Source organism: Pedococcus sp. P5_B7, from assembly GCF_054049895.1.
The window spans coordinates 338,580-363,997 of record NZ_JBFULM010000006.1 but is presented as its reverse complement, the minus strand read 5'-3'; the positions used below and the strand labels follow the sequence as shown (position 1 = coordinate 363,997).

The window sequence follows — 25,418 nt, the reverse complement described above, 5'->3', positions numbered from 1 at the left end:
CGTGACACGAAGTACGTGCCGACCTGCCTGCAAGGAGTACCACCGTGGCCCTACCCCCGTTGACCCCGGAGCAGCGTGCCGCGGCCCTCGAGAAGGCTGCAGTCGCCCGCCGGGAGCGTGCTGCGGTCAAGAACCGTCTGAAGTACGCGCAAGGCTCCCTCAAGGAGGTCATCACCGACGGCAAGGCCAATGAGGTCGTCGGCAAGATGAAGGTCTCCGCGCTGCTGGAGTCGATGCCCGGTGTCGGCCGGGTCCGCGCCCGCCAGATCATGGAGGAGGTCGGCATCTCCGAGAGCCGCCGCGTCCGTGGTCTCGGCGCCAACCAGATCTCGGCTCTGCTCACGCGCTTCGACGAGGCGTGAGCCGACCCGTTCCCGCAGGCGAGGACCGCCCGAGGCGGCTCGTCGTGCTCGCCGGTCCGACCGCGGTCGGCAAGGGCACCCTGTCCGCCTACGTGCGCGACAACTTCCCCGAGGTGTGGCTCTCCGTGAGTGCCACGACCCGCCAGCCCCGCCCCGGCGAGGTGGAGGGCACGCACTACCACTTCGTCGACACCGACGAGTTCGCCCGGATGGAGCGGGACGGCGAGCTGCTCGAGTCGGCGATCGTGCACGGGTTCAACCACTACGGCACCCCACGTGGCCCCGTCGAGCAGGCGCTGCGCGACCACCGGATGGCGCTTCTGGAGATCGACCTCCAGGGCGCGCGCCAGGTGCGGGCCACCATGCCGGAGGCCCTGTTCGTCTTCCTGGCCCCGCCGAGCTGGGACGAGCTGGTCCGTCGGCTGGTCGGTCGCGGCACCGAGGACGAGGCGGAACGCACCCGTCGGCTGGAGACGGCCAAGGTCGAGATGGCCGCCGAGGACGAGTTCGACGTGACCATCGTCAACGACGACGTTCGTCGTGCGGCCGAAGAACTCGTATCATTGATGCGATCGCACTGACGACGCCGTCACCACGAGAACGTCAGCAGTCAAGACAAGACCTACAGAAGTGAGTACCCCCGTGTCTGGAACCGTCGCCAACCCGATCGGCATCACCAACCCGCCGATCGACGACCTGCTCACCAAGGCCGACTCCAAGTACGCCCTGGTCATCTTCTCGGCCAAGCGCGCCCGCCAGATCAACGCGTACTACTCCCAGCTCCAGGAGGGCCTGCTCGAGAACGTGGGCCCGCTGGTCGACAGCCAGGTGCACGAGAAGCCGATGTCCATCGCGCTGCGTGAGATCAACGAGGGCCTCGTCACCTCCGAGCCGATCGAGGGCTGAGAACCACCACCATGGCGCGCATCGTCCTCGGTGTCAGTGGTGGCATCGCGGCCTACAAGGCCTGTTCGCTGCTGCGGCTGTTCACCGAGGCGGGGCACGACGTGACGGTCGTGCCCACCTCCTCGGCGCTGCAGTTCGTCGGCGCACCCACGTGGGAGGCGCTGTCGGGCAAACCCGTGCACACCGAGGTCTGGGACTCCGTGCACGAGGTGCCGCACGTCCGACTGGGCCAGACCGCCGACCTCGTGGTCGTCGCGCCCGCCACGGCTGACCTGCTCGCCAAGGCCGCCCACGGGCTGGCCGGCGACCTGCTCACCAACGTCCTGCTGACCGCCCGCTGCCCGGTCGTCATGGCCCCGGCGATGCACACCGAGATGTGGGAGCACGCGGCCACGCAGGCGAACGTGTCCACGCTGGCCGAACGCGGCATACACATCATCCCGCCGGCGTCGGGGCGCCTCACTGGCGCCGACACCGGACCCGGGCGGCTCCCCGAGCCCGAGGCCATGTTTGCCGTGTGCGAGCGGATCCTCGCCCACCCCGCCCCCCACACGCGGATGGCGTTCGACGCCGACCAGCCAGCCGCGACAGCGCCGATCCTGCCGGGCTCGCAGGAGCTCGCGGGTCGCACCGTCGTCGTGTCGGCGGGAGGCACCCGTGAGCCGCTCGACCCCGTGCGCTACCTGGGCAACCGGAGCTCGGGCAAGCAGGGGTACGCCCTGGCTGCCGTGGCCGCGAGCCGGGGCGCCTCGGTGACTCTCGTCGCCGCGAACACCGCGCTCGCCGCGCCCCCCGGGGTCACCGTCGTGCCCGTGTCGACCGCCCTCGAGCTGCAGGCCGCCGTCGAGCGAGCCGCCAAGGACGCCGACGTCGTCGTGATGGCAGCCGCCGTGGCCGACTTCCGCCCGGCGCACTACACCGACGCCAAGATCAAGAAGTCGCACGACCCGGCCGACCCCGACGCGGCCCCGACCATCACGCTCGTGCGCAACCCCGACGTCCTCGCAGGGCTGGTCGAGGCGCGCGGCGAGGAGGCCACACCGGTCATCGTCGGGTTCGCCGCCGAGACCGGTGACGAGCACGGTGGAGTGCTCGAGCACGGGCGCGCCAAGCTGGCCCGCAAGGGGTGCGACCTCCTCGTGGTCAACGAGGTGGGTGTCGACAAGACCTTCGGCCGCGACGACAACACCGTGCACATCCTGCGCCAGGGCTCGAGCCACGTCGTCGACGCCGGGCCGGCCTCCAAGGAGGTCGTCGCCGCCGCGGTGTGGGACGCCGTTCAGGAGATCCTCTGACCTAGGTACACTCTCGGGGTCGCGCAGCCGTGCTCGTCCTCGCGGCCCTTGTCAGCACCGTCAGTACCGACAGCACCGACAGCGATCGCCGCCCCGAAGGAGATTTGAGTGTCTGCACGCCTGTTCACGTCCGAGTCAGTCACCGAGGGTCACCCGGACAAGATCTGTGACCAGATCTCCGACTCGATCCTCGACGCCATGCTCGCCCAGGACCCGGGCAGCCGGGTCGCGGTGGAGACGATGGTGACCACCGGCCTCGTGCACGTCGCCGGAGAGGTCACCACCGAGGCCTACGTGGAGATCCCGAAGATCGTCCGTGACACCGTGCTGGGCATCGGCTACGACTCGTCGACCAAGGGCTTCGACGGGGCCTCGTGCGGGGTCGAGGTGTCGATCGGTCAGCAGAGCCCCGACATCGCGCAGGGCGTCGACACCGCCTACGAGAACCGCACCGGTGGCGTGGACCCGCTCGACAAGCAGGGTGCCGGCGACCAGGGCCTGATGTTCGGCTACGCGTGCGAGGACACCGCAGAGCTCATGCCGCTGCCGATCCACCTGGCGCACCGCCTCGCCGAGCGCCTCACCGCGGTCCGCAAGAGCGGCGACGTCGCCTACCTGCGCCCCGACGGCAAGACCCAGGTCACCATCGGCTACGACGGAGACAAGGCGGTCCGGCTCGACACCGTGGTGCTGTCCACGCAGCACGCCGAGGACATCTCCCTCGAGGGCCTGCTCGCCCCCGACATCATCGAGCACGTGATCTCGCCGGTGCTGGCCGAGCTCGCCGACGAGGGCACCGACCTCGACGTGTCGAACTACCGCACCCTGATCAACCCCACCGGCAACTTCGTCATCGGCGGCCCGATGGGTGACGCCGGCCTCACCGGTCGCAAGATCATCGTCGACACCTACGGCGGCATGTCCCGCCACGGTGGCGGTGCCTTCTCCGGCAAGGACCCGTCGAAGGTCGACCGCTCGGCCGCCTACGCCATGCGCTGGGTCGCCAAGAACGTCGTCGCCGCCGGGCTGGCCCGCCGCTGCGAGGTCCAGGTCGCCTACGCCATCGGCAAGGCGCAGCCGGTCGGTCTCTACGTCGAGACCTTCGGCACCGAGTCGGCGCCGGTCGACAAGATCCAGGCCGCCATCGCGTCGGTCTTCGACCTGCGCCCCGGCGCCATCGTCCAGGACCTCGACCTGCTGCGTCCGATCTACAAGCCGACCGCGGCCTACGGCCACTTCGGTCGCACCGAGGCCGGCCACGTCGACAACCCCTTCACCTGGGAGCGCACCGACCGCGTCGAGGCGCTGCAGAAGGCAGTCAAGGGCTAGTCGGACCCGTTCGCTAGGTTCGCTCCCGTGAGTGGACCGGGCGGACAGGGTGAGCAGGCGGGCGAGCAGCTCGCGCTGATCCGCTCTGCCCTCACCAAGCCCGCCCGCACGCCCCGCACCACCGACCAGGCCACCGCGTCCACCGACCCGGTGGCCTCGGTCGTGGTGGACACCGGGCTGGCCCACCTCGCGCGCCCCTTCGAGTACCTCGTGCCCGAGGCGCTGGCCGAGACGGCTGTGCCGGGTGTCCGGGTCAAGGTGCGCTTCGCCGGTCAGGACCTCGACGGGTTCGTGGTCGACCGGCAACCGCAGGCCGAGCACGAGGGACGGCTCGCGCTGATCCGTCGGGTGGTGTCGGCCGAGCCGGTGCTGACGCCGACCCAGCTGCAGGTGGCGACCGAGGTCGCCGCGTCGTGCGCGGGCACCCTCGGCGACGTGCTCCGACTGGCTGTCCCGCCCCGCCACGCGGCAGCGGAGAAGGCGCTCGCCCTCGAGGCGCCCACTCCGGACCCGCTCCCGGCGCCGGCCGCCGCCAGCCCGGCCTGGAGCAGGTATGCCGCGGGGCCGGCCTACCTCGCGCGGCTCGCGGCGGGCGAGTCGCCCGCCGCCTCGTGGCTCGCGCTGCCGACCGTGTCCCCCGAGCAGGACTGGCCGGCCGCGCTGGCCGCTGCTGCCGCCGCCACGCTCGCCGCCGGGCGCGGGAGCGTGCTGGTCGTGCCCGACCACCGCGACGTCGCCCGCGTGGACGCCGCGCTCACCGCCGCCCTCGGACCGGGGCGGCACGTCCGCCTCACCGCCGACCAAGGTCCCCAGGCCCGCTACACCGCGTGGCTCAAGGTCCTGCGGGGCCATGTGTCCGTCGTGGTCGGCACCCGCGCAGCTGCTTTCGCGCCGGTCCGCGAGCTCGGCCTCGTGGCGTGGTGGGACGACGGCGACGACCTGCTCGACGAGCCCCGGGCCCCCTACCCCCACGTGCGTGACGTACTGCTCGCGCGAGCACGGGTGGAGGGCGCCGCGGTGCTCTCCGGTGGCTTCACCCGCACCGCCGCGGTGCAGCGCCTCGTCGAGACCGGCGACCTGCGCGTCATCGCTGGTGCGTCGGTGCGCGGGGTGGTCCCTCGGGTCCAGGTCGCGGGCGAGGGCGTCGAGGTCGAGCGCGATGCCGCGGCCGCATCGGCCCACCTGCCGTCGATCGCCTGGCGCACGGCCAAGGCTGCGCTGGAGAGCGGACCCGTGCTCGTCCAGGTGCCCCGCCGTGGCTACGTGCCCTCCCTCTCCTGCCAGACCTGCCGCACCGCCGTGCGCTGCGGGCACTGCGGCGGCCCCGTCGCGCTCGGGTCCCGCCGGGCCGAGCCCGCCTGCCGCTGGTGCGGTCGTGGCGTGGGCCGGTTCGAGTGCCGGCACTGCGGCGGTCGCGAGCTGCGCTCGTCGGTCGTCGGCGCCCGGCGCACCGCCGAAGAGCTGGGCCGGGCCTTCCCCGGGGTGCCGGTGCACACCTCGGGCGCCGGCGCTGTCCTCGAGCGGGTGGCGGCCACGCCGGCCCTCGTCATCGCCACCCCGGGCGCCGAGCCGGTGGCCGAGGGCGGGTATGCCGCGTGCCTCCTGCTCGACGCCTGGGCCAGTCTCGACCGGCCAACCCTCGATGCTGGTGAGGAGGCCCTGCGGCGCTGGACCGCCGCCGGCGCCCTCACTCGCGGCGCCCTCGACGGTGGGCAGCTGGTGCTGTGCGGTGCCCCCACCCACACGACGCTGCCCGTGGTCGAGGCCCTGGTCCGCTGGGACCCGGCGTGGTTCGCGGCTCGCGAGCTCGCCGACCGTCGGGAGCTCTCCCTGCCTCCGACCGTGGCCCTCGCCGCGGTCACCGGGGAGCGCCGGGCCGTTGACGCGGCGCTGCGGCTGGCCCACCTGCCTGACGGCGTCGACCGCCTCGGACCGCTCCAGGTGGCCGACGACGCGGACCGCATGCTCCTGCGGTGTCCCCTGGACCAACGGGCGGCCCTCGCCGAGTCGCTGGCAGCCATGCGGTCGGTCCGCAGCGCCCGCAAGGAGAAGGCCTCGATCCAGGTGCGGATGGACCCGCGCGACCCCGCCACCTGACCGCGTCGTCCCCGGGCGGCGGGTCTTGCCCTGCATCGGGCGCCGCGAGGCCCCGCCTAGACTGCTGCGCGTGTCGATCCAGAACATCCGCCTCTTCGGTGATCCCGTCCTCCGCACGCCCGCGGCGCCCGTCGTGGACTTCGACCGGGAGCTGCGCCAGCTCGTGAAGGACCTCACCGAGACGATGGTGGACGCGCCAGGAGCAGGTTTGGCGGCTCCGCAGATCGGCGTCGGGCTGCGGGTGTTCACCTACTGGGTCGACGGCGAGCTGGGCCACCTGGTCAACCCCGACCTCGACCTGTCGACCGACCTGCAGGAGGGCGAGGAGGGCTGCCTGTCCTTCCCCGGGCTGCGCTTCGAGACGCCGCGCGCGCTGCGCACGGTCGCCAAGGGCTTCAACCAGTTCGGTGAGCCGGTGGTCATCGAGGGGTCCGAGCTGCTCGCCCGCTGCCTCCAGCACGAGACCGACCACCTCGACGGGATCCTCTTCATCGACCGGATGGACCGCGAGCAGCGCAAGGCGGCCATGCGGGCGATCCGCGAGGCCGAGTGGGGCGGTGGCACGACCCCGGTGGTCAAGGTCAGCCCGCACGCCACCTTCGGCCGGGGTATGTGATGCGTCTGGTCTTCGCCGGCACTCCCGCGCCGGCGGTGCCGTCGCTCGACGCCCTGGTTGCCTCCCCCCACGACGTCGTGGCCGTCATCACCCGCCCCGACGCCCGGGCCGGGCGTGGTCGGGGGGTCGTCACGTCGCCGGTCCGCCAGCGGGCCGAGGAGCTCGGCATCGAGGTGCTGACGCCCGACCGTCCCCGGGACCCCGACTTCCTCGACCGGCTCCGCGAGCTCGCCCCCGACGCGTGCCCGGTCGTCGCGTACGGCGCCCTGATCCCGCAGGTCGCGCTCGACATCCCGCGCCACGGCTGGGTCAACCTGCACTTCTCGCTGCTGCCCGCCTGGCGCGGGGCCGCGCCGGTGCAGCACGCCGTCATGGCGGGCGACGAGGTGACCGGTGCGTCGACGTTCCTCATCGAGGCCGGTCTCGACACCGGCCCGGTGTTCGGCCTGATGACCGAGCGGATCCGCCCCCGCGACACCTCGGGCGACCTGCTGGACCGGCTCGCCGAGGGTGGGGCGGGACTGCTCGTCGCCACGATGGACGGGCTCGCCGACGGCTCCCTGACCCCGGTCCCACAGTCCGACGAAGGGGTGTCGCTCGCCCCCAAGCTGGAGGTCGCCGACGCCCAGGTGCGCTGGGACCGTCCGGCGGTCGCCGTCGACCGCCTGGTGCGCGGGTGCACCCCCGCACCCGGCGCGTGGTCCACCTTCCGTGACACCCGGGTCAAGCTCGCCCCCGTGCTCCCCGACCTCGCGTATGCCGGTCCGGCGCTGTCGCCGGGGGAGCTCGCTGCGGGGAAGCGTGAGGTGCACGTCGGCACGGCGAGTGGCGTGGTGCGCCTCTCGGCGGTGCAGCCGCACGGCAAGAAGGAGATGGCCGCGGCCGACTGGGCCCGCGGCGTCCGTATCGACGTGGGAGAGCGGTTCAGCCATGAGTGATCAGGGACCACGGAACCCGCACCCGGACGAGGGCGGCCGGCGCAATGCCAGGGGTCGCCAGCGACCAGAGCGCACGCATGGTGGCCGGGAACGCTCTGCGCAGCGACCGAGTGAGCGCAACCGTGGTGGTGACCCGCAGCGGCTCGCGGCCTACACGGTCCTGCGGGCCGTCGCCGACGGCGCCTACGCCAACCTCGAGCTCCCGAGGGTGCTCCGCGACCGTGGCATCCAGGGGCGTGATGCCGCGTTCACGACGGAGCTCGTCTACGGCGCGATCCGGATGCACGGCCTCTACGACCCGGTCATCGCCGTGGCGGCCGGGCGGGCCCCGGACAAGATCGACCCCAACGTCCTCGACACGCTCCGGCTCGGGGCCCACCAGCTCCTGGGCATGCGGGTACCGACCCACGCCGCCGTCGACGAGACGGTGGGCCTGGCGCGCAAGGTGAACGGTGCCGGGGCGGCCGGGTTCGTCAATGCCGTCATGCGACGGGTCAGCGAGCGCGACCTCGAGGCGTGGCTGGCGGAGGTCGTCCCGTCGGGCGAGCTCACCGCACAGCTGGCCGTCGAGCAGTCCCACCCCGAATGGATCGTCAAGGCCCTGCGCGCTGCGCTGCTCGGCCACGGCGCCGCGACCGCAGAGACCGTGGACGCCGAGCTCACCGCGCTGGTGACCGCGGACAACGCCCCGGCCAAGGTCTCGCTGGTCGCCCGCCCCGGGCTGGCCACCGTGCGCGAGCTCGTCGACGCCGGGGCGTCCGCCTCGCCGCTCTCACCGCTCGGTGCGGTGCTCGAGGGAGGCGACCCGGGCGGCATACCGGCGGTGCGTGAGGGACGCGCAGCGGTCCAGGACGAGGGCTCGCAGCTGGTCGCCCTCGCGCTCGCACGCGTGCCGGTCGAGTCCTCGGGTGCCGAGCAGTGGCTCGACCTCTGCGCAGGCCCGGGAGGGAAGGCCGGGCTGCTCGCCGGACTGGCCGTCGAGGCCGGCGCCGACCTGACCGCCAACGAGGTCAGCGACCACCGCACCGACCTGGTGCGGCAGACGCTGCGACCGGCCATCGCGAGGGCGCGCGCCGAGGGCCGATCCGTCATCGTGCGCACCAGCGACGGCCGGCTGGTGGGCGAGGACGAGCCCGGCCGGTACGACCGGGTGCTGGTCGACGCCCCCTGCACCGGGCTGGGCGCGCTGCGGCGTCGCCCGGAGGCGCGGTGGCGCCGAACGCCGGCCGATCTCGCCGACCTGGGCAAGCTCCAGCGCGAGCTGCTCGCCTCCGCGATCGACGCCACGGCCGTCGGTGGGGTCATCGCCTACGCGACCTGCAGTCCCCACCTGGCCGAGACGTCGTTCGTCGTGGGTGACGTGACCAAACGGCGCACCGACGTCGAGCTCCTCGACGCCCGCGAGTTCGTGCTGGGGGCCGACGGTGCGCAGGTCGTCGTGCCGGGAGCGGGACCGACCGTGCAGCTGTGGCCGCACGTCCACGGCACCGACGGGATGTTCCTGGCGCTGCTGCGCAAGAAGGCCTGACCTCGGTCCGGCCACCGGAATAGTCGCCACGGGTGGCAGGTTGGCCCACAGGTGAACACCCCCGCGCTGTCCGTCCTCGACCTCGTCCCTGTCCGTCAGGACCAGAGCACTGGTCAGGCGTTGGCCGCGACCCGGTCACTGGCGCAGGTCGCCGATCGGCACGGCTACCGGCGCTACTGGCTGGCAGAACACCACAACATGCCCGCGGTCGCGGCGACGAACCCGCCTGTGCTCATCGCCATGGTCGCGGCGGCCACGGAACGGATCCGCGTCGGCTCTGGCGGCGTGATGCTGCCGAACCACGCACCCCTCGTGGTAGCCGAGCAGTTCGCGCTGCTCGAGGCGGCGCACCCGGGGCGGATCGACCTCGGCATCGGTCGGGCGCCCGGCACCGACCCGGTGACCAGCTACGCCCTGCGGCACGGCGCCGGGGGAGTGGAGGCCGACGCGGTGGCGCGGTTCCCGCAGTACGTCGACGACGTCATCTCGCTGATGTCGACCGAGGGCGTGGGCATCCGGGTCGGCGGCGAGGTCCACCCGCTGAACGCCACCCCACGCGCCGAGTCGGTGCCGGAGGTGTGGCTGCTCGGCTCGTCGGACTACTCAGCTCGGCTCGCCGCTGAGCGCGGACTGCCGTACGTCTTCGCCCACCACTTCTCGGGTCGGGGCACCGCGGCTGCCCTGGAGCTCTACCGGTCGGGGTACACGCCGACTGCGAGCCATCCGACCCCTCGCACCTTCCTCACCCTCAACGTCGTGGTGGCGCCCACCCAGGCCGAGGCCGACCGGCTCGTGCTGCCCAACCTGGCGTCGATGGTGGCGCTGCGCACCGGTGGCCCGCTGGCGGCCCAGCTGCTCGTCGAGCACGCCGAGGACGCGGGGATCGCGGACGCGCACCGGGCGCTCGCCGACGAGATGCGGAGCCGTTGGGTGGTCGGTACGCCGGACGCGGTCGCCGCTCAGGTGGCTGCGCTGGCGGCCGAGCACGCCGTCGACGAGGTCATGGTGCATCCCGTCGCGGGTGCACTGGCGGGTACGCCGGCCGACCGGGCCCCGGCTCGAGAGGCGACCCTGTCCCTGCTGGCCGAGGCCTTCGGGCAGCAGGCCGCCTGAGCCGCCTGGGTACTACCCGCCAGGGTCCGAGGTCAGCGGGTGGCGTCGAGGTCGGCGAGCAGCTCGGCGACCTCCGCGGCGGCAGGCAGCTCGCCCAGCTCGAGGTGGCCGACGCGGGCGGTGCGCAGGTGACGTCGAGCGTCGTCGAGTCGCCCGAGGTGGAGGGCGACCACCCCCTGGGTGCGTTCGAGCGTCGTCGACAGGCTGGGCGAGCCGACGAGGTCGCCGCGCTGCACGGCCTCGTCGAGGTGCTGCTGCGCGAGCCGAGCTTCCCCGGACAGGGCGTAGGCCTCCGCGAGCCTGGCATGGACGGCGGCCAGTCCGGGGGCGTTGTCCGGTCGGACCGACAGCAGCGCCAGCGCCGTCGTGAACTGGGCCAGGGCGCCCGCCGCGTCGCTCCGAGCCAGGGCAGCCTCGCCGAGGTGGTGGTGGCAGTACCCCGTGTCGACCTCGCGACCGGCCATGCTGGAGCCGGCGTAGGCGGCGCGGGCCTGTCGAACCAGGGCCTCGCCCTCTGTCAGCCGCCCCCTGCGGATGTGCAGGTCACCGAGGATGCGCAGGCGGCCGGACTCCTCGTCCGGTTCGGCGTCGGGGGCCGCGAGCAGTCGTAGGGCGGTGGCGTCGTCGCCAGTCTCGATGGCCACCTGGGCACGTTGGTGGCGGACGATGCCCCCGCTCGGGTCGTCGCCGAGGACGGCGACGGACTCGGCGTAGCGACCCATGGCGATCAGGGCCCCGGCTCGGAGGTGCAGGTCGAGGTCGCCGACGCGGTCGGACACCGAGGTGGGCACTCGACTCGTGTCGAGGAGGCGCAGGGCGAGCTCGTTCCGGCCGGTCAGCAGCGCGCTCGTGGCGCGGAGCCGGTCGGCCAACGGTCGGTAGGCCTTCGGTGGGGCACGGTGTGCGAGCACGCGCTCGTGGTCGCCACCCATCAACAGCGTCGTCATCGACGTGATGGTGCGCCGGGCCCGCCAGTGCGCGACGGCGACGATCAGGATGGCCACGAGGGCGAACCCGAGCACGGCGGTCATCAGCGGGGTCACGCTCGAAGTCTGGCGGGTGGGGCCGGGCGCTCGTGCGGGTCTGGCCCGAGGCCGTCCGTTGGGACTAGGACGGCCCCCTACTACTGTTGCCCGCGTGCAGATCTCGCCCAGCATCCTGTCCGCGGACTTCGCCAACCTGGAGACCGAGCTCCGCCGCATCGCGAACGCCGACTGGGCCCACGTGGACGTGATGGACGGGCACTTCGTGCCCAACCTCACCCTCGGGCTCCCCGTCGTCGAGGCACTGGCCCGGGTCAGCCCCATCCCGCTGGACTGCCACCTCATGATCGAGGACCCCGACCGGTGGGCGCCGATGTATGCCGAGGCGGGCGGTTCGTCGGTGACGTTCCACATCGAGGCTGCGCACGACCCGCGTTCCCTGGCCCGGAACCTCCGCGGGCTCGGCGCCCGCGCAGGGATGGCGATCAAGCCGGGCACGTCGTTCGCCCCCTACGAGGACCTCCTGCCAGACCTCGACATGGTCCTGGTGATGACGGTCGAGCCCGGGTTCGGTGGCCAGTCGTTCATGGCCGACCAGATGCCCAAGGTCGCCCAGGTCCGCGAAGCGGTCCGGCGCCACGGTGGTGAGATCTGGGTGCAGGTCGACGGGGGAGTGTCGGCCAGCACCATCGAGCAGTGCGCCGAGGCAGGGGCTGACGTGTTCGTGGCGGGGTCGGCCGTCTACGGGGCCGAGGACGCCGCCGCAGCGGTCGACGAGCTGCGCGAGCTCGCCGCAGGTCACGAGCACTGAGCTGACTTACGCCCGCCTCGGTCAGCCGAACGCCGGAAGCCGTGGCTGGTCAGCCGGACTCGTCCCACCCCCGGGTAGGCGGGTGATAACCGACCGCAGGTCTGGAGCCACCTCGCGGTGCGGGCCTAGAGTCTGCTCATGGCGGAGGCGGGCAGTCGCAGCCGGCTGGCCAACGCCGCGGTCGCGTTCACCAGCAACGCCCGCAACCCCCAGCTGCGGCGGGCGCAGCTGAGCTTCCTCGGGGCCTGGACCGCCGAGTGGGCCTTCACGGTGGCCCTCGGGATCGTCGCCTACCGCGCCGGCGGTGCCACCGCCCTCGGGCTCGTCGGGCTGATCCGCATGGTCCCTGCCGCTGTGTGTGCGCCCCTCCTCTCGCCCCTGGCCGACCGTGGCCGGCGCGAACGCGTCCTGGTCGTGGTCTCCATGGTGCGTGGGGCCGTCACGGCTGCCGCCGCGGTGGTGGCCGCGGTCGGCGCGCCACCGGTCCTCATCTATGCACTCGCCGTCCTCTCGACGATCGCGGCCACCCTGTTCCGGCCTGCCCACTCCGCGCTGCTCCCGTCCCTGTGCCACACGGGCAGCGAGCTGGCCAGCGCCAACGTGGTGCGCGGGCTGCTCGACTCCGCCGCCACGCTGGTCGGACCGCTGCTCGCCGCGGTGCTCCTGGAGGTCGCCGACGTGTCCGCGGTCTTCTGGGTGGCCGCCGCGGCGTCGTGGTGGTCGGCCCTGCTGCTGCTCCGCCTTCGGTACGAGGCCCCGCCTCGCCCGGCGGCGGCCAGCAGCCCCCGCCTGGTCCGTGAGGTGGTCGACGGGCTCAAGGCGGTCACCCGCCACCGGGGTCTGGCCCTGGTCCTCGGCCTGGCGGCGGCTCAGTCCTTCACCCGTGGCGCGCTGACCGTGCTGTCCGTCGTCGTGGCCATCGAGCTGCTCGGCACGGGGGAGTCCGGGGCCGGCGCGCTCATGACGGCGGTCGGGGTGGGTGCGGTGCTCGGCTCGCTGGCTGCCTCCCTCCTCGTGGGCACCCGACGTCTGGCAGTGTGGTTCGCGGTCGGCGTCGCGTTGTGGGGGCTGCCGATCGCGCTCATCGGCGTCGTCCCGCAGGAGGGGGCGGCGCTCGGCCTGATCGCCCTCGTCGGCATCGGCAACGCGCTGGTCGACGTCGCCGGGTTCACCCTGTTGGCGCGGATGGCCCCCGACGAGGTGCTGGCGCGGGTGTTCGGGGTGTTGGAGAGCCTGGTCGCGGTGTCGGTCGGCGTCGGCGCGCTCGTCGCGGCGTGGGTCGTCGACGGGTTCGGCCCGCGCTCGGCGCTCTTCGGCATCGGCCTCCTGTGCCCGGTGCTCGCCGTGGCCTCGTGGGGGCGGCTGCGGCAGCTGGACCGCTCGGTGGGCGGCCACGACCTCGACGTCCAGCTCCTCCAGCAGGTGCCGATGCTCCGCACCCTGCCGCTGCCGTCCATCGAGCAGCTGGCTCGCGGTCTGGAACCGGTCGCCGTCCCCGCCGGGCAGGTGGTGTTCAGCCAGGGTGACGTGGGCGACCGCTACTTCGTCATCGAGTCCGGTGCGGTCGAGGTCCTGGGCGACGGGGCGCTCGTCACCACCCTCGGGCCGGGGGAGGGCTTCGGCGAGATCGCCCTCCTGCGCGACTCCCGCAGGACCGCGACCGTGGTGGCGCGCACCGACGTACGGCTGCGCGCCCTGCTCTCGACCCGGTTCCTGGCGGTGGTCCTCGGCTTCACGCCGGCGGCCCGTGCAGCCGCCGCGGATGTCGACCGCATGGTCGACCGGTTCGTCCCCGAGGACCCGGGGTCCACCGACCGGTCGTGAGGACCATCACGCGGACCGGTCGGCGCCGACCCGCTGACCCTGCGGCATACTGGAGGCTGACGTGCTCCGGGGTCGGTGCAATTCCGAACCGGCGGTGACAGTCCGCGACCCGACCGCAGCCAGCGGCCGGTTGACTGGGTGGAACTCCCAGACCGACGGTGAGAGTCCGGATGGTAGGCAGCACGCAACAGCGGGACCAGTGGGTCCGCGGTGTGGCACCAGCCTCCCCGCGTCACTGATCTCGCCCAGCAGGCCAGCCCTGCACGACCCCCGGAGCTCGACCATCGGTCTCGAGCGAGGGCAGGACAGTGGCAGAGCAACCAGACGACACGGCGATGATGAGCCGTGCCCTGGCGCTGGCTGCCCACGGTCCGGACGCCGACGCCAACCCGCGAGTCGGGTGTGTGCTCGTCGACCCCGAGGGTGAGGTCGTGGCAGCGGGCTGGCACCACGGGGCCGGCACCCCGCACGCGGAGGCCGACGCGCTCGAGGCGGCGGGCGAACGCGCGGCGGGCACCACGGCATACGTCACGCTCGAACCGTGCAACCACGTCGGGCGCACGCCCTCCTGTGCCAGGGCCTTGTATGCCGCGGGCGTGAGCCGCCTGGTCTACGCCCAGGCCGACCCCAACCCGGTCGCGGCCGGCGGGGCGGCCTGGCTGCTCCGCAAGGGCGTGGTCGTGCAGTCGGGCGTCCTCGCCGAGGAGGCGCTGGCGCTCAACCCGACCTGGACGCACCTGGTCACCACCGGCCTCCCGTGGGTGACGTGGAAGCTCGCGACCACCCTCGACGGCCGCAGCGCGGCAGCCGACGGCACCAGCCAGTGGATCACCGGTGAGGAGGCGCGGGCCGACGTGCACGAGCAGCGGTCGCGGTGTGGGGCGATCCTGGTGGGCACCGGCACGGCCCTGCTCGACGACCCCCAGCTGACCGCCCGCAAGCCCGACGGTTCGCTCTACCCGCACCAGCCGATCCGGGTGGTGATGGGGGAGCGCGACCTGCCCGCCACGGCACGGGTGCTCGACGACGCGGCGCCGACCTGGCAGCTGCGCACCCGGGACCCCAAGCACGTCCTGACTGCGCTGGCCGAGGCCGGCGTCCACCACGTCTGGCTGGAGGGCGGGCCCACCGTCGCGGCGGCCCTCATGTCGGGCGGCCTGGTCGACGAGATCGTCGCCTACGTCGCCCCGGTCCTGCTGGGCCGCGGTCGTCCTTCGGTCAGCGACCTCGGCATCACCACCATCGACCAGGCACTTCGCTTGCGTCCCACCGACATCACGCTGATCGGCCACGACGTGCGGATCACCGCAGCCCTGAAGGAGACCGCCTGATGTTCACCGGAATCGTGGAGGAGCTCGGCCACGTCGTCGCGCTCGAGCCCGGCGCCACGTCGGCCCGACTCACCGTCGCGGGGCCGCTCGTCACGTCCGACGCGGTCCACGGGGCGTCCATCTCGGTCAACGGCGTCTGCCTGACGGTCGTGGAGCACGGCGAGGGGCAGTTCACCGTCGACGTCATGGCCGAGACCCTCGACCGCAGCAGCCTCGGGGGGCTCGGGGTGGGTGACCCGGTCAACCTGGAGCGGGCGATGTCGGCCACGAGCCGGTTCGGTGGGCACATCGTCCAGGGCCATGTCGACGGCACCGCCGAGATCCTCGACCGCATCCCCGGCGACCGCTGGGAGGTCGTGCAGATGAGCCTTCCCGAGTCGTTGGCCCGCTACGTGGTCGAGAAGGGGTCGATCACGGTCGACGGGGTCAGCCTCACGGTGTCGGCCCTCACCGGGTCCACCGACGGCGCCGCCACCTTCAGCGTCTCGCTGATCCCCACCACGCTTGCCCTGACCACATTGGGACACAAGGGAGTTGGCGATCAAGTCAACCTCGAGGTCGATGTCCTGGCCAAGTACGTCGAACGCCTGATCACCTCCAAGGAGACCATCGCATGAACTGGCTCGAACAGCTCTTCTCGGCCGAGCTCACCATCGGCAGCAGCCACATCCTGTGGCGTGAGATCGTCGGCAACGCCTTCGGTTTCGCGTCCGCGATCGGCGGCATGCGTCGGCGCGTGTGGGCCTGGCCCGTCGGCATCATCGGCAACGCGCTGCTGTTCACGGTGTTCTTCGGTGTCGCGTTCAGCAACCCGCAGCAGGAGACGTTGTACGGCCAGGCCGGGCGGCAGATCTTCTTCATCATCACCAGCGTCTACGGCTGGTGGCGCTGGAACCAGGTGCGGTCCCRCCGGCATGGCGCTGACGACGCCCCTGCCATCACGCCACGGTGGGCCACCGCCACCGAACGACTGCAGTACGTGGGCTTCTGGGTCGCCGGCGTCGTCGTGATCCAGTGGGTGTTCGCGTCGATCGGCAGCGGTCCGTTCTGGCAGGCGCCGCGCTGGTACTTCTGGTGCGACGCCTGGATCTTCATCGGCTCCATCGTGGCGACCTACGCGATGGCGCGCGGCTGGAACGACTTCTGGCTCGCCTGGATCGCCGTCGACCTGGTCGGTGTGCCGCTCCTGTGGCACTCGAAGTTCTACCCGTCGGCCATCCTCTACGTCGTCTACGGCGCCCTGGTCATCTACGGGTTCTTCGTGTGGCTCAAGGCCTCTCGTGAGGAGCGCGACCCGGCGCCCGAGCTGAGTGAGGTCTCGGCATGATCGGCCTGGCCACCGTCGAGGACGCCTTCGCAGTTCTGTGCGAGGGACGGCCGGTGCTGGTCACCGACAGCGCGGACCGGGAGAACGAGGGCGACGTGATCCTCGCGGCGCAGACCCTCACCGACGAGTGGCTGGCCTGGACGATCCGCCACACGAGTGGCTACATCTGCGCGCCGGTCACCGACGCGACCGCCGACCGCCTCGGCCTGCCGCTGATGGTGGCCGAGAACCGCGATCCGTTGCGGACCGCCTACACGGTGAGCATCGACGCGGCCGAGGGAGTCTCGACCGGCATCAGCGCCGCGGACCGCGCCCGGACCATCCGGCTCCTCGCCGACCCCCTTTCGACCCCGGCGTCGTTCGTGCGTCCCGGACACGTGATCCCGTTGCGGGCCAAGGCGGGTGGGGTCCTCGAGCGGCCGGGCCACACCGAGGCGGCAGTCGACTTGTGTCGGCTCGCCGGGCTGGCACCTGCCGGAGCGATCGGCGAGCTGGTCAACGACGACGGCACGATGATGCGCCTGCCGGAAGTGCTCGCCACCGGTGCCGTCCACGACGTGCCGGTCATCACCATCGAGCAGCTCGTGGCCTGGCGCCAGCTGCACGACCGCGTCGAGACGCTGGCCGAGACCACCCTGCCCACCCGGCACGGGGAGTTCGCGACGATCGGGTTCCGTGACCGGCTGACCGGTGACGAGCACGTCGCCCTGGTCAGCCCCAGGGGTGCCCACGGTCCGGCTCCCTTGGTGCGACTGCACTCCGAGTGCCTGACGGGCGACGCCTTCGGGTCCCTGCGCTGCGACTGCGGGCCACAGCTCGAGCGGTCGATGGAGCGGATCGCCGCCGAGGGTGGCGTGCTCGTCTACCTGCGCGGGCACGAGGGGCGCGGCGTCGGCCTGGTGTCGAAGCTGCAGGCCTACGCCCTCCAGGACGCCGGGCTCGACACCGTCGACGCCCAGCTCGAGCTCGACCTGCCCGTCGACGGCAGGGAGTATGCCGCCGGCGCGGCCATCCTCTCCGCGCTCGGCCTGTCGTCGGTGCGGCTGCTCACGAACAACCCGGCGAAGGTCGAGGCGCTCTCGCGCTACGGCATCGACGTGGCGGCCGTCGAGCGCCTGTCGATCGCGCCGAACGCCGCCAACCGTGCCTACCTGCGCACCAAGCGCGACCGGATGGGCCACGACCTCGTGGTTGACGCGAGCGACCAGGGGGCCAGCGCGTGAGCGGACACGGTGCCCCTGCTGTCACGGCGGACGGGAGCGGCCTGCGCGTCGCGATCGTGGCCGCCTCGTGGCACACCGAGGTGATGGACGGGCTGGTCGCGGGTGCGCAACGAGCCCTGGCCGAGGCCGGCGTCGTCGACGTGCCGCTCGTGCGGGTGCCGGGCACGGTGGAGCTCACCGTCGCGTGCGCGCGGCTCGCCCCGGCATACGACGCGCTGGTCGCGCTGGGGGTCGTGATCCGCGGTGGCACCCCGCACTTCGACTACGTCTGCTCGGGGGTCACGCACGGGCTGGCCCAGGTGAGCGTGCACACGGGGATACCCATCGGGTTCGGGGTGCTCACGTGTGACGACGACGCCCAGGCGCTCGACCGCGCGGGGCTGCCGGGATCGAGTGAGGACAAGGGGCACGAGGCGGCGATGGCCGCCGTGGCGACCGCGGTCACCCTCGGCGACCTCGCTCCCCGTACCCTTGGCGCGTGAAGACTTTCGACGACCTGTACGCCGAGCTGGCCGAGAAGGCGGTGAGCCGACCCGAGGGGTCCGGCACCGTCGCCGCGCTGGACGCCGGCGTGCATGCCATCGGCAAGAAGATCGTGGAGGAGGCGGCCGAGGTCTGGATGGCCGCCGAGCACGAGGGCAAGGACCGCACGGCCGAGGAGATCAGCCAGCTGCTCTACCACCTGCAGGTGCTCATGGTCGCGGCCGAGATCTCCCTCGACGACGTCTACAGCCACCTCTAGCACCCACCACCGGCACCGCCAGTAACCACCAGCGCCAGTAACCACCGCCGCCAGCAACCACCGTCCTCCGGCAACCGCCGCCAGACCACCACATTCAGGAAGGCACGCACATGTTGCGCATCGCCGTCCCCAACAAGGGTTCGCTGTCCGAGCCGGCTGTCGAGATGCTGCGCGAGGCGGGCTACCGCACGCGCCGCGACACCAAGGAGCTCGTGCTCACCGACACCGACAACGAGGTCGAGTTCTTCTACCTGCGACCGCGGGACATCGCGGTCTACGTCGGCTCCGGCACCGTCGACTGCGGGGTCACCGGCCGCGACCTGCTGCTCGACGCCGGCAGCGCCGCCATCGAGGTGATGACGCTCGGCTTCGGTGGCTCCACGTTCCGGTATGCCGCGAAGCCCGGCACCTGCTCCAGCGTCGCCGAGATCTCGGGTCATCGCGTCGCGACCAGCTACCCGGGGCTCGTCGGCAAGCACCTGGCCGACCAGGGCGTCAGCGCCCAGGTGGTCCGCCTCGACGGCGCCGTCGAGACCGCGATCACCCTCGGGGTGGCCGATGTCATCGCCGACGTGGTCGAGACCGGCACGACGCTGCGCCAGCAGGGCCTGGAGATCTTCGGCGAGGAGATCCTGCGCAGCGAGGCGGTGCTGATCCGTCGCGAGGGCTCGCACGAGACCGCGGCCGTCGAGGTGCTGCGCCGCCGGCTGACCGGCGTGGTCACCGCCCGTCACTACGTGATGCTCGACTACGACGTGCCGGCCGCGCTGGTGGATGCGGCCTGCGCCATCACCCCGGGGCTCGAGTCGCCGACCGTCTCGGCGCTCCAGAACAAGGACTGGGCCGCCGTGCGGGCCATGGTCCCTCGGGCGCGGACCAACGCGATCATGGACGAGCTCTACGAGCTGGGCGCTCGGGCCATCCTGGTGACCGACATCGCCGCCTGCCGGTTGTGACGGCCGTGACCCCCTCGGGTCGGACTCCGGACCGGGCCGCCGACAGCGCGGACGAGCAAGCTGCCTTCGCGGTCTTCCGTCCGCGCCGGGGGCGACAGGTGGCCTACGGCTTCGCTGCGCTGACCCTGGTGCTGTTCGCGGTGATCGCCGTGCTCCTGCCCGGTCCCGCCGAGGGAGGCACCTGGCGCACCGGCGACAAGATCTTCTTCGTGGGCGTCGGCGTCGCGATCGCCTTGATGCTGTGGAGGTTTGCCGCCATCCGGGCGGTGCCGACGCGTGACGGCCTGACGGTGCGCAACCTCTTCACGACCCGCACGCTGGCCTGGCAGGAGGTGCTCGACGTGCGCTTCTCCGGCGGTGACCCGTGGGTCAGCCTCGCGTTGTCCGACACCGACACGCTCGCCGTGATGGCGATCCAGAAGGCCGACGCCGAGTTCGGGCGGGCCGAGGCAGGACGCCTCGCCGCGCTCGTGCAGGCGCTCGGGCCGTCGGCGACCAGCCCCGACGTCACCCTCGACTGACGCGCCTGGTGCGGCCCCTGACTGAGGCGGCTCGTGCTGGGTGAGGTCACTCGACCTTGCGGAGGCCGGGCCTGAGCACGGCGGAGAAACCGACCTGGGCCAGCATCAGCACCGTGAGCGTGCCCCAGATGGCGGTGAACCCGCCCGTGAGGTCGCGCAGCGCACCCATGCTGGCGGGACCGAACGACGCGATCGTGTAGCTGAACAGGAACGCCATGCCGGCCAGCCGCGCGCTGGCAGCGGGGGATCCGGCGTAGTCGACCATGAGGACCAGACCGAGGGCGAACGACGCCCCTTGGCCGAACCCGAGGACGGTCGCCCACACCCAGGGCGCGCCGTGGGGAGACAGCCACAGTCCCGCCTGCCCGAGGAGTCCGAGCACCGAGGCCGAGAGCAGCAGCACTCGCCGGTCGTGGATGCGGTCGGTGAGGGCCGGGGCGAGCAGTCCCGAGACCAGCTGGGCGGCGGTGAACACGGAGAGCAGGTAACCCGCGTCGGTCGGGTCCCAGCCGCGCGCTGTGTAGGACGGGGCGAGCCAGGCCAGGGTGGAGTAGAACTCGACCGACTGGACCGCGAGGTAACCGGCGACCAGCCAGGCCGTCGCGTGACCCCAAGGGAGCCGGGCCGGGGCCACGACGGACGGGTTCGCGGCACGGTGCCGCGCGTGCCCCGTGAGCACCGGCACCCAGGCGAGGACTCCCACCACCGCGAGCAGCGACCAGGACGCCAGTGAGGCCTGCCACGAGCCCAGCCAGCCCTCCAGCGGCACCGACAACGCGGACGACGCGCCGGCCCCGCCCATCATCGCGAGCATGTACAGCCCGGTGACCAGCCCGGCGCGCTCAGGTGGGAAGAGCTCCTTGACCAGACCGGGGAGGAGCGTGCCACCGATGGCGATGCCGACCCCGGCGAGGAACGTCCCGGCATACAAGGGCCAGGTGGCGCCACCCGCGAGCCGGAGGCCGAGCCCCACGGCGACGCACACGATCGACAGCTCGACCGAGGCCGCGGCACCCAGCCGCGCGGCGATCCGCTGCGCGCTCGGCGCGAAGAGCCCCATGCAGAGCACCGGCAGCGTGGTGAGCGCGCCGAGTGCGGTGTTGGACAGGCCGAGGTCGTCGGCGATGGTCTCGGTGAGCGGCGGCACGCTGGCCATCGCGGTGCGCAGGTTGGCAGCGACGGCGACGAGCGCGAGCGCCATCAGCCAGACCGGGGGCAGGTGGGGGTGGCGGCGAGTGGACATCCCCGCCAGTCTCGCAGCCGCGCTCAGTCGTCCTGCGGGCCGGTGGTCATCGACTCGGGCACCATGTCGCGCGCCTCGTCCAACGGCATGCCCGTGAGCATCAGCAGGTCGACCACCATCGACCGGATCTGGGCGCGCATCACCTCTCCCGACAGGCCGGCGGACGGGTCGATGACCGCGCTGGCCTCACCGATCCGTTGCAGGCCGACCCGGGCGTTGGTGGGCAGCCGTCGCTCGCCCAGCTCGCGGGCGATGTCCTCACAGGTCTCGGCGAGAGAGTCGAGCAGCCGCAGGTAGGCCGTCGGAACGGCCTCCTCGCGCCACGTCGCGATCGCGGCCCGACGGACCAGGACCCGCAGGTTGCGGATGGCGCGGTCGAGCGGTTCGAGCAGGTCGGCGATCGCCTGCACCCCCGGGAGGTGGCGACGCCGGAACGGCGACAGCCGCACGACCGCGATGCCCTCGGCGGACAGCGCCCGGGCCTCGTCGAGCATGGCTTCGGAGTCCCGCGCGCGGGACAGGGTGGCCGAGGCCAGGTCGGAGTCTCCGGTGCGCAGGGAACGCGCCGTGTCGGCGAGCACCTCGCCGATCTCGTGGACGACGAGGGACGCCTGCTGGCGTGGTCGGCGCAGGGGAGCGGCAGGCGCCACGAGCGTGAAGGCCAGCGCCACGCAGCCACCCACCACGGCGTCGAGCCAGCGCGTGAACGCCTGCCCCGAGCCGGCGACCAGGGTGGTGACGATCACCGACTGCACGCCGGCCTGGGTGATGAGCAGCATGCCCGCGCCGAGCAGGGCAGCGACGCTCATCGACAGCACGACCACGACGATGATCTGCCAGAAACCCGACCCGAAGAAGTGCACGAAGACGTCGCCGACGAAGACCCCCACGGCGACCCCGATCATCACCTCGGTGACCCTGCGCAGCCGCTGGCCGAAGGACATCCCGAGCGAGATCATCGCCGTGACCGGGGCGAAGAACGGCCGGTTGTGGTGCAGCACGTCGCTGGCCACCCACCATGCCGTGGCCGCGCCGAGGCCGCACTGCACGATGAAGAACATCCGGCTGACCAGCCGGTCGGTCCGCACCCGTGCCTCGCGGCGCGATCGTCGCGCCGCGCGGGCCAGGTCGACGGTCGACACGTCAGCCGTTCTGCGCGTAGGCGGCCTCGAGGAGCGGCCCGAGCGAGCGCAGGTCGTCCTCGTCCGCGTCGGAGGTGAGGTGCAGCCAGTGGGTCGCCTGCGCGAATCCCTTGGCGGGGGAGAGCCGTTCGTCGTCGGGCACCTGGCCGCGGAACCGGAAGCCCACGCGTACGGTGTCGCGGGGTCCGGGAGCCACCGCCACGAACTGGGTGCGGCGGACGACCGGGATGTAGGTGCCGCGGCCTTCGCGGTGGGCGTCGTCGCCGAGCCCCTCCGCCAGCGTGACGATCGCGTCGTGGATCGGGCGCAGGTGCGCCTTGCCCTCGCCGTAGAGGGCATCGGTGTAGCCGTCGGGGTCCGGTCGCTTCCACCCGGCCGCCGTGGCCGCCGCGTCGGCGATGGCCCACTGGGAGTTCTGCTGCACACCGTGGACGTCACGCAGCCAGGCCCGCACGGCCTTCTGGTCCAGCCCGTCGACGCCCGACCCGTCGACCAGCGCGACCCACTCGTCGAGCGTGCGACCGGTGCGCTCCTGCATCGACCCGGTGACCGCGGCCATCATGTCTGCGGGTTCCATGGCCCCGATTATGTCTGCCGCGTGGCCGGCGTGCTCCGAACGCCGAGCCGGGCTGGGTACAGCTAGCGGCGGTCGCGGGTCGTGTCGAGGAACAGGTCGGCGCGTTCCCAGGTGCGGTCGGCCTCGTAGAGCCGGCGCTCCTGCGTGGACCAGCGGTCCCAGAACGGCGCGTAGCCGGGGTCGCGCGCCAGCCCACGGGCTCGGCGCACCGACTCCTCGGCCTCCACCCAGACCAGCACCGAGGCAGCCTTGCCCACGGGCAGCGCGCCGGAGCCACAACCCTCGAGGACGACCACCTCCGAGGACGGCAGCTGCACCCACTCGGCGTACTGGCCGGCCGCCCAGTCCCACCGGCGGTAGCGGGCGGGCAGGCCCTCAGTGAGCGGGCCGACGACCCACTCCTGGGCGCGGTGCGTGCCGGCCCGCAGGCCGTCCCACCCCGGGTAGAGGTCGTCCATGTGCACGGTGGGGGCGGCGAGGTCGGCAGCCACGTCAGCGGCCAGCGTCGTCTTGCCGGCACCACTCGGACCGTCGATGCAGATGAGGTGCGTCGTGCCGCAGAGAGGCTGGCTGGCGTCGACGAGGGCGACGATCGCCGCGACCACCGCTCTCTTGTCGACAGGCGTGGTCGCTCTCTGGTCGACGGGCATGCGTTCCAGACTAGATCGCTAGGCTCGCCGGGTGAGTGTTGCGACCCGCGTCATCCCCTGTCTCGACGTCGATGCAGGACGTGTCGTCAAGGGCGTGAACTTCGTGAACCTGCGCGACGCGGGCGACCCGGTCGAGCTCGCCAAGCTGTACGGCGAGCAGGGTGCGGACGAGCTGACCTTCCTCGACGTGACGGCCAGCAGTGGCAACCGCGAGACGACCTACGACATCGTGGGCCGCACCGCCGAGCAGGTCTTCATCCCGCTGACCGTCGGCGGGGGAGTCCGCACGGTGGACGACGTCGACCGCCTCCTGCGGGCGGGTGCCGACAAGGTGGGCGTCAACACCGCCGCGATCGCCCGACCCGAGCTGATCGCCGAGGTCGCCGACCGGTTCGGCTCGCAGGTGCTCGTGCTCTCGGCGGACGTGCGGCGGCGCGTCGACCGTGCGGGCAACCCCACCGGCGACTTCGAGGTCACCACCCACGGCGGCCGCCAGGGCACCGGCCTCGACGCGGTCGAGTGGTGCGCTCGCGCCGCCGTGCTGGGGGCCGGGGAGATCCTGCTGAACTCGATGGATGCCGACGGCACCAAGGACGGCTTCGACGTCGAGCTGATCGAGCTGGTGCGCCGAGAGGTGCGGATCCCGCTGATCGCCAGTGGGGGAGCCGGTCGCGTCGAGCACTTCGCCCCCGCCGTCCGGGCGGGGGCGGACGCGGTGCTCGCGGCGAGTGTCTTCCACTTCGGCGAGCTCACCATCGGTGACGTCAAGGACGCCCTGCGGCAGGACGGCATACCGGTCCGCTAGCGGCGATATCTCATGCAAAAGGCGAGTTAGCGCCGTGCCAGCCCGGCGCTAACTCGCCTTTTGCATGAATGAGCGACGAAAACTCGAGACGACTGAGTCACCCGGACGCGGCTAGTCGAGCACCTCGAGGTGCACCGTCACGGGGTCCTCCTCCTCGATCGACTCGGCCACCCGCACGGCCTTCTTGACGGGCAGGACGTAGCGACCGTCGTCACCGGGGAAGACCGAGGTCGTCCACGTCGTCGCGCCGACCGTGACCCGCACCCGCACCGAGCCGAAGCCGCGACCGGGAGGTGGACGTTCGCTGACCACCTCGCTGGCTTCCTCGTCGAGGGTCACGAAGTACCAGGAGTCGCGGGCGCCCCACTCCCACAACGGGGCGGTGAACTCGACCTCCTCTCCCACGGCTCCTCCTGCGTCAGATCAGGACAGCCCGAGCGGCGCGTCCCAGAGCGCCTGGAYGGCCTCGTCGCTGCCGGTCACCTGGAGGTCGGCCACGCGACGGCGACCGTAGGCGGCCAGGACGAGCTCGGTCGCCTCCCCACGCAGCGTGACGGTGCCGAGCTCGGTCTCCCCCCGCACGGTGAGCGACTTGCCGTCGGTCCGCTCCAGCACCACGCCGACGGGGCTGCGTCGGAAGAAGACCTTGCCCATCCGCTTCAGGGTCTTCCACAGGGCCTTCTGCTCGCGCAGCGGCACCTCGCGTCGAGGCCCGACCTCCCCGTCGCCGCGCAGGACGTCCTCGTGGTGGATGAAGAACTCCACGAAGTTCACCGCGTCGTCGACCGAGGACAGCTGGGTCGGTGCCCAGGACGGCGGTCCCGACCGAATCAGGTCGACGAGCTCCGGCCACGGCTTGGTGGCGTACTCGGCCTGCCCGTCCTCGAGCCGGGCCGCCAGCGGGGGCAGCCAGATCCCGGGGGCGAGGTCGGGTCGACGCTCGCGGACGACGAGGTGTGCCGCCAGGTCTGCCGTGGTCCACGGCGAGCACAAGGTCGGCGCACCGGGGCCGACCTCGTCGAAGGTGTCGCAGAGGGATTCGCGCTCGAGCCGGGCGAGGTGGGTCATGACGTCATCATGCCTGCCCCGTGAGAGGGTT

Annotated in this window: 28 protein-coding genes and 1 riboswitch; of the genes, 21 read left to right on the top strand and 7 right to left on the bottom strand. The window is 72.5% G+C overall.

All coding sequences use genetic code 11. The annotated features are described in order from the left end of the window. Positions 1–44 precede the first annotated feature (44 nt). The 10 genes from mihF to ACXJKD_RS15485 all read left to right on the top strand — a co-directional run bounded on the left by mihF (position 45) and on the right by ACXJKD_RS15485 (position 10,184). A complete protein-coding gene (gene mihF, locus ACXJKD_RS15530; RefSeq protein WP_056923337.1) occupies positions 45–362 on the top strand; it encodes an integration host factor, actinobacterial type in 318 nt (105 codons plus the stop codon). After that, positions 359–943 carry a guanylate kinase gene (gene gmk, locus ACXJKD_RS15525; RefSeq protein WP_457255509.1) on the top strand — a complete coding sequence of 195 codons (585 nt, stop codon included), beginning with the start codon at positions 359–361 and terminating at the stop codon, positions 941–943. Before mihF ends, gmk begins: the two co-directional genes overlap by 4 nt. A 61-nt stretch (positions 944–1,004) precedes the next feature. Beyond that, positions 1,005–1,268, top strand: coding sequence for a DNA-directed RNA polymerase subunit omega (rpoZ, locus tag ACXJKD_RS15520; RefSeq protein WP_457255508.1), 264 nt, complete (start codon positions 1,005–1,007; stop codon positions 1,266–1,268). Between the two features lie 11 nt (positions 1,269–1,279). Continuing rightward, entirely contained in the window at positions 1,280–2,563 is a 1,284-nt protein-coding gene (locus tag ACXJKD_RS15515) for a bifunctional phosphopantothenoylcysteine decarboxylase/phosphopantothenate synthase (RefSeq protein WP_457255507.1), read from the top strand. Positions 2,564–2,671: 108 nt separating this feature from the next. After that, positions 2,672–3,892, top strand: coding sequence for a methionine adenosyltransferase (gene metK / locus ACXJKD_RS15510; protein WP_457255506.1), 1,221 nt, complete (start codon positions 2,672–2,674; stop codon positions 3,890–3,892). Positions 3,893–3,919: 27 nt separating this feature from the next. Further along, positions 3,920–5,989 carry a primosomal protein N' gene (locus ACXJKD_RS15505; RefSeq protein ID WP_457255505.1) on the top strand — a complete coding sequence of 690 codons (2,070 nt, stop codon included), beginning with the start codon at positions 3,920–3,922 and terminating at the stop codon, positions 5,987–5,989. Positions 5,990–6,059: 70 nt separating this feature from the next. Continuing rightward, positions 6,060–6,605 carry a peptide deformylase gene (gene def, locus ACXJKD_RS15500; RefSeq protein WP_457255504.1) on the top strand — a complete coding sequence of 182 codons (546 nt, stop codon included), beginning with the start codon at positions 6,060–6,062 and terminating at the stop codon, positions 6,603–6,605. After that, a complete protein-coding gene (fmt, locus tag ACXJKD_RS15495) occupies positions 6,605–7,543 on the top strand; it encodes a methionyl-tRNA formyltransferase (RefSeq protein WP_457255503.1) in 939 nt (312 codons plus the stop codon). The genes def and fmt overlap by 1 nt, the downstream gene beginning before the upstream one ends. Then, entirely contained in the window at positions 7,536–9,071 is a 1,536-nt protein-coding gene (locus ACXJKD_RS15490; RefSeq protein WP_457255502.1) for an RsmB/NOP family class I SAM-dependent RNA methyltransferase, read from the top strand. The genes fmt and ACXJKD_RS15490 overlap by 8 nt, the downstream gene beginning before the upstream one ends. 51 nt (positions 9,072–9,122) lie before the next feature. Continuing rightward, positions 9,123–10,184 carry an LLM class flavin-dependent oxidoreductase gene (locus ACXJKD_RS15485; protein WP_457255501.1) on the top strand — a complete coding sequence of 354 codons (1,062 nt, stop codon included), beginning with the start codon at positions 9,123–9,125 and terminating at the stop codon, positions 10,182–10,184. A gap of 32 nt (positions 10,185–10,216) precedes the next feature. Here ACXJKD_RS15485 and ACXJKD_RS15480 read toward each other — a convergent pair whose 3' ends face one another. Then, a complete protein-coding gene (locus ACXJKD_RS15480; protein WP_457255500.1) occupies positions 10,217–11,227 on the bottom strand; it encodes a tetratricopeptide repeat protein in 1,011 nt (336 codons plus the stop codon). 94 nt (positions 11,228–11,321) lie between these two features. Between ACXJKD_RS15480 and rpe the strand changes: the two genes are divergently transcribed. From rpe to ACXJKD_RS15430, 10 genes are all read left to right on the top strand, one after another. Beyond that, positions 11,322–11,978, top strand: coding sequence for a ribulose-phosphate 3-epimerase (gene rpe, locus ACXJKD_RS15475; RefSeq protein ID WP_457255499.1), 657 nt, complete (start codon positions 11,322–11,324; stop codon positions 11,976–11,978). 138 nt (positions 11,979–12,116) lie between these two features. Further along, a complete protein-coding gene (locus ACXJKD_RS15470; RefSeq protein ID WP_457255498.1) occupies positions 12,117–13,802 on the top strand; it encodes an MFS transporter in 1,686 nt (561 codons plus the stop codon). Positions 13,803–13,859: 57 nt separating this feature from the next. Further along, positions 13,860–13,990: riboswitch (FMN riboswitch) on the top strand. A 120-nt stretch (positions 13,991–14,110) separates the two neighbouring features. Then, on the top strand, positions 14,111–15,133 hold the full coding sequence (ribD, locus tag ACXJKD_RS15465; protein ID WP_457255497.1) for a bifunctional diaminohydroxyphosphoribosylaminopyrimidine deaminase/5-amino-6-(5-phosphoribosylamino)uracil reductase RibD: 1,023 nt from the start codon (positions 14,111–14,113) through the stop codon (positions 15,131–15,133). Beyond that, entirely contained in the window at positions 15,133–15,750 is a 618-nt protein-coding gene (locus tag ACXJKD_RS15460; RefSeq protein WP_457255496.1) for a riboflavin synthase, read from the top strand. Before ribD ends, ACXJKD_RS15460 begins: the two co-directional genes overlap by 1 nt. After that, on the top strand, positions 15,747–16,460 hold the full coding sequence (gene pnuC, locus ACXJKD_RS15455; protein WP_457255495.1) for a nicotinamide riboside transporter PnuC: 714 nt from the start codon (positions 15,747–15,749) through the stop codon (positions 16,458–16,460). The genes ACXJKD_RS15460 and pnuC overlap by 4 nt, the downstream gene beginning before the upstream one ends. Further along, a complete protein-coding gene (ribB, locus tag ACXJKD_RS15450) occupies positions 16,457–17,683 on the top strand; it encodes a 3,4-dihydroxy-2-butanone-4-phosphate synthase (RefSeq protein WP_457255494.1) in 1,227 nt (408 codons plus the stop codon). The genes pnuC and ribB overlap by 4 nt, the downstream gene beginning before the upstream one ends. After that, a complete protein-coding gene (gene ribH, locus ACXJKD_RS15445) occupies positions 17,680–18,165 on the top strand; it encodes a 6,7-dimethyl-8-ribityllumazine synthase (protein WP_056923324.1) in 486 nt (161 codons plus the stop codon). The genes ribB and ribH overlap by 4 nt, the downstream gene beginning before the upstream one ends. Beyond that, positions 18,162–18,425: a phosphoribosyl-ATP diphosphatase gene (locus tag ACXJKD_RS15440; RefSeq protein WP_457255493.1), complete on the top strand. Its 264-nt coding sequence runs from the start codon at positions 18,162–18,164 to the stop codon at positions 18,423–18,425. Before ribH ends, ACXJKD_RS15440 begins: the two co-directional genes overlap by 4 nt. A 110-nt stretch (positions 18,426–18,535) precedes the next feature. Beyond that, complete coding sequence (gene hisG, locus ACXJKD_RS15435; protein ID WP_457255492.1) at positions 18,536–19,381, top strand: ATP phosphoribosyltransferase; 846 nt, start codon at positions 18,536–18,538, stop codon at positions 19,379–19,381. Then, on the top strand, positions 19,378–19,902 hold the full coding sequence (locus ACXJKD_RS15430) for a PH domain-containing protein (RefSeq protein ID WP_457255491.1): 525 nt from the start codon (positions 19,378–19,380) through the stop codon (positions 19,900–19,902). The genes hisG and ACXJKD_RS15430 overlap by 4 nt, the downstream gene beginning before the upstream one ends. Positions 19,903–19,948: 46 nt before the next feature. On the opposite strand, the gene ACXJKD_RS15425 is transcribed toward ACXJKD_RS15430, so the two are convergent. From ACXJKD_RS15425 to ACXJKD_RS15410, 4 genes are all read right to left on the bottom strand, one after another. Beyond that, complete coding sequence (locus ACXJKD_RS15425) at positions 19,949–21,145, bottom strand: MFS transporter (protein ID WP_457255490.1); 1,197 nt, start codon at positions 21,143–21,145, stop codon at positions 19,949–19,951. A 23-nt stretch (positions 21,146–21,168) separates the two neighbouring features. Continuing rightward, complete coding sequence (locus ACXJKD_RS15420; protein ID WP_457255489.1) at positions 21,169–22,287, bottom strand: FUSC family protein; 1,119 nt, start codon at positions 22,285–22,287, stop codon at positions 21,169–21,171. A 1-nt stretch (position 22,288) separates the two neighbouring features. Further along, positions 22,289–22,864, bottom strand: a complete 576-nt coding sequence (locus ACXJKD_RS15415; protein ID WP_457255488.1) for a DUF5655 domain-containing protein — start codon at positions 22,862–22,864, stop codon at positions 22,289–22,291. Positions 22,865–22,926: 62 nt separating this feature from the next. After that, a complete protein-coding gene (locus tag ACXJKD_RS15410; RefSeq protein ID WP_457255487.1) occupies positions 22,927–23,514 on the bottom strand; it encodes a hypothetical protein in 588 nt (195 codons plus the stop codon). A gap of 31 nt (positions 23,515–23,545) precedes the next feature. On the opposite strand from ACXJKD_RS15410, the gene hisF reads away from it, so the two are divergent. After that, the gene (gene hisF / locus ACXJKD_RS15405) at positions 23,546–24,319 is read left to right on the top strand and encodes an imidazole glycerol phosphate synthase subunit HisF (protein WP_457255486.1); all 774 of its coding nucleotides are present in this window, start codon (positions 23,546–23,548) and stop codon (positions 24,317–24,319) included. Between the two features lie 111 nt (positions 24,320–24,430). Here hisF and ACXJKD_RS15400 read toward each other — a convergent pair whose 3' ends face one another. Both ACXJKD_RS15400 and ACXJKD_RS15395 read right to left on the bottom strand, forming a co-directional pair. After that, positions 24,431–24,724, bottom strand: coding sequence for a DUF1905 domain-containing protein (locus tag ACXJKD_RS15400; RefSeq protein ID WP_457255485.1), 294 nt, complete (start codon positions 24,722–24,724; stop codon positions 24,431–24,433). 18 nt (positions 24,725–24,742) lie between these two features. Then, positions 24,743–25,387, bottom strand: a complete 645-nt coding sequence (locus tag ACXJKD_RS15395; protein ID WP_457255484.1) for a TIGR03085 family metal-binding protein — start codon at positions 25,385–25,387, stop codon at positions 24,743–24,745. Between the last annotated feature and the right edge of the window lie 31 nt (positions 25,388–25,418).